Below are 3,558 nucleotides of genomic sequence, written 5' to 3'. Positions count from 1 at the left end.
TCGCCTGCTCCCGCGATCCCGGCGAGACATCCGGGCTAATGGCTGGCCGCGCCCAAAGTGAAGCCAACGGCATGCTGAACTCCGGCGTGCCGATACGGTTGCTCACCGAACAGGGGGCGGGCGGGGGCAGTGGCCAGGTGCTGCTGCTCTCCAAGCTGCGCGCGGTTTCCCGGCGCATGGGGTTTGCCGAGGTGGCGCGCGAGCAGATGGAACTGGTGTGCAAGGAGATGGTGACCAACCAGGTCAAGTACGCCGGGGGCGCCGGGCTGATACAGATCTGGGAGACCACGCACCCCGTGACGGCCATTGACCTGTTTGCCATGGATTTCGGTCCGGGCATACCGAACCTGCCCCGTGCGCTGGAGGATGGCTACACCACGTCCGGCACCATGGGCAAGGGTCTGGGTGCGATCCGCAGACTGGCCCACGAATCGGAGTTCTATACGGTGCCCGCCGGAGTGGCGGCGGATGCGCCGTGGCACGGCACGGCAGTCTGGGCGCGTTTCTATCCTGGTCCACGCAGTGCCGCGGCATTTCAGACAGGGCAATACCTGCGTGCCTACCAGGATGGGCCGTACAACGGCGATTGCCTGAGTCTGGACCAGGCGGGCGGCCGCCTGCGCTGGCTGCACATGGATGGTCTGGGTCACGGCGCCGAGGCACAGAGCGCGGTCTCGCGCAGTTGTCACGTGTCGCTGCATGACGCCGACCTGCAGGAGACGCTGGGGGCATTGAGCGAACGGCTTCGCGGCGGTCGCGGCGCGGTGGCGCTGGCCGGTGAGGTCGATGCGGCGGGGCCGAGTGCCCGGGTCTGCGGGGTGGGTGACATGAACGCCTACCTGGTCTGCAACGGGGAGAAGCGCAACGTCACGTTCTCGCCCGGTGTGCTGGGCCATGCGCACCGGAGTTTCGACAAGACGGACATGACTTTTCCGGCCCATGCCCTGCTCATGACCTGCTCCGACGGCATCCGCCGCACCTGGACGCTGGGCAGTTTTCCGTCCCTGTGGCGCCTGCATCCGCAGCTGATCGCGCTGCTGCTGGGGCAGGTGCTCGGCAGGGGCAACGACGACAAATCGATATTCGTGATTCGCAGCACACCCGCGAAGGGGGAGAGGCATGGCTAAACAACCCGCGAAACCCAAGGGCGCCGATCAGATCCTGATCGAGCAGCTGATGCTCAACGTCGGCAGGATCTCGGCCGTCATCGAGGAACGCGGCAAGAACATCTTCGTGCAGGGGAACATCCTCTCCAAGGACGAGATCAACGATTACAGCGTCGAATTCCTCGAACTGTTCGTGATGCTCCTGCAGGGCGGCGCGAAGGTGGACCGACGCAGCGCCGAGTTCAAGGCACTCCGCCAGTTCTTTACCACCATGTCGCAGCAGATCCAGGTGCGCGGCGGAAGCATGGAAGAGTTCGTGCGCTACATCCAGTTCATGCAGCACGTGATTATTGAAGGGCTCGGCGAGGAGGGCGAGTTGTCCGGGCAGCAACTCAAGGAAACCCTGCTGCTGTTGGCCGGCGTCTTCAACGACATCATCCTCGATGTCTACCGTGTCTATCTCGAGCAGAAGGAAAGCACGATCCAGGCGCAGCAGGAGGAACTGCGCGAGATCTCCACCCCGATCACGGAGATCTGGGACGGGGTGCTCACGCTGCCCATTATCGGCACCCTCGATTCATCGCGCACCATGATCGTGATGGAAAAACTGCTCGAGCGCATCGAGCAGGACCGGGCGCGGGTGGTGGTCATGGACGTGACCGGCGTACTGGCCATCGATTCCCAGGTCTCCCATCACCTGGTACAGATGATTCGCGCCGTGGGTCTGATGGGCGCAAGCGCGATCCTTACCGGCATTCGCCCGGAGATTGCCCGGGCGCTGACCAGCCTGAACATCGAGCTGGGCGACGTCCTCACGCGTTCCACCCTGGCGGAAGGCCTCAAGGAGGCCTTCAAGTACCTCAATGTCCAAGTGGTCGCCGGCCATTGATGGGCGGCCAAGTATAGACGTGCGCTCGGTGCCGGAACGGATACGATGAGCAAGGAGAGGATCCAGGGCATGCACCTGACCCCCATTGGCGGGGCGGTGGTGCTGCTGGAGCCGGGCGATGGTCTGGACCCGACGGATGCGGACGCCTACCTGGAACCGCTCGCGTCCTACCTGCAGGTGCAGGAGGCGCGGCGCCTGATCTACGATCTTGCCACGGTACCCGTGATCGACGGGGTCTACTACGACTGGCTCAAGTCGGTGCACGCCATCTGTGCCATCTGCGGTGTGGAGATGGTGGTTGCGGGCATGACGCCTTCAGCGGCCTATGCCCTGGCGCATACCCTGAACGAGACGCCGCCGTTCGCCTGCGCGCTCAACGTGGACCGGGCCCGCTGACGATCACCCGCTCTCGCCCGGCAGCGACAGAATCCGCTGCAGCACCTCGGGATTCTCGGGAAGGAACCGGGAATGCGCGATACGCTGCACCATGAGGCGCCAGGTGTCGGACGATCTGAACAAGCGTTCGAACATGGGCTCGGCCTCGTCCATGTGGCCCGCGTTGACCAGCGCCACGGCGCGCCAGAAGACCAGTTCCTGATGATCCGGCGCCAGTGATTCGGCAATGGAGAATTCCTGCACGGCGGATTCAAAGTCGCTGTTGCGCAGGTAATGGCCGCCCTGATTGTTGTGCTGAAAGGCCTTCTTCAGCACCATCAGGCGCCGCAGTTCCGTGAGCGGCTGCGCGTGGTCCTCCACGCGCAGATCAAAGGCGATGTCTTCCTCCGGATCACCCGTGAACCGGCTGTTGACCACGATCACCGCCGCCGAGCGCTTGCCGCGCAGGTCGCCGCCCGCCCCCTCGCCGGCCTCCAGGGCCGCCAGCATGCGGTTGACCAGTTCTCCCTGCGTGCCCTCGAACGCCTCTGCCATGGCACACCAGGTGTCCTTGTTGAGCAGCATGTTGCCCTGGCAGGCGAATTCGTCACCCAGATGGTGACCGGCCTCGGGGATGCACAGGTTGCCGGTGTGCGCTGCCACCGTTCCCTGGGCATCCACCATCGCCACCTGCCGGTAATCGGCGTGATGGTCCTTCGCCAGCAGGGACCGCAGCGCCCGCCCGGCGCTCTCCCCCTCGGCCATGTGGCGCAGGCCTTCGCTGCCGTAATACATCTTGGCAAAGGACTGGATGGTCACCGCGCCCACGCCGGCCCGCGCGTGGGGTGCCAGGCTGCCTACGGAGAAGTAATGGGACTGCACGGCTACGCCGAGATGCCCGGTGTCCGGATCCCGCGCGACGATGGAGTAGGTGGCGACGGGCTGACCGCCCGGAGTGGTGCCTCCCGGACGGCCGATTCGATGTGCCGGCTTGTTCATGACGTTGTGCTCCGGTGACGCGTGTCCTGTTCAACCACGAAGCACACGAAGTGCACGAAGGAAATCAAGTCAAAGGACATTTCTCTCGCGAAGCCGCAAAGCACGCCAAGAATGATTGGGTGATGCATGGCCGCCATACGGTGTCGGGGATCAACGCCGCGGCGGCGGCCACGGCCCGCCCTTCTATGA

Annotated in this window: 4 protein-coding genes; 3 read left to right on the top strand and 1 reads right to left on the bottom strand. The window is 64.6% G+C overall.

Going from position 1 to position 3,558, the window contains the following annotated elements; all coding sequences use genetic code 11:
* Positions 1-38 precede the first annotated feature (38 nt).
* Genes B1C78_RS16415 through B1C78_RS16405 form a run of 3 tightly spaced genes read left to right on the top strand, consistent with a single transcriptional unit; the run spans position 39 to position 2,391 of the window.
* A complete protein-coding gene (locus tag B1C78_RS16415; RefSeq protein ID WP_139349993.1) occupies positions 39-1,127 on the top strand; it encodes a PP2C family protein-serine/threonine phosphatase in 1,089 nt (362 codons plus the stop codon).
* Complete coding sequence (locus B1C78_RS16410; RefSeq protein ID WP_077280239.1) at positions 1,120-1,995, top strand: STAS domain-containing protein; 876 nt, start codon at positions 1,120-1,122, stop codon at positions 1,993-1,995. The genes B1C78_RS16415 and B1C78_RS16410 overlap by 8 nt, the downstream gene beginning before the upstream one ends.
* 45 nt (positions 1,996-2,040) lie before the next feature.
* Positions 2,041-2,391, top strand: coding sequence for an STAS domain-containing protein (locus B1C78_RS16405; protein ID WP_245795475.1), 351 nt, complete (start codon positions 2,041-2,043; stop codon positions 2,389-2,391).
* 3 nt (positions 2,392-2,394) lie between these two features.
* Here B1C78_RS16405 and B1C78_RS16400 read toward each other — a convergent pair whose 3' ends face one another.
* A complete protein-coding gene (locus tag B1C78_RS16400; RefSeq protein WP_077280238.1) occupies positions 2,395-3,369 on the bottom strand; it encodes a DUF1028 domain-containing protein in 975 nt (324 codons plus the stop codon).
* Positions 3,370-3,558 lie beyond the last annotated feature (189 nt).

It is taken from the genome of Thioalkalivibrio denitrificans (genome assembly GCF_002000365.1).
GTDB lineage: Bacteria > Pseudomonadota > Gammaproteobacteria > Ectothiorhodospirales > Ectothiorhodospiraceae > Thioalkalivibrio_A > Thioalkalivibrio_A denitrificans.
Note: the sequence above shows the minus strand (reverse complement) of the source record. Positions and strands in the feature narration are given on the sequence as shown.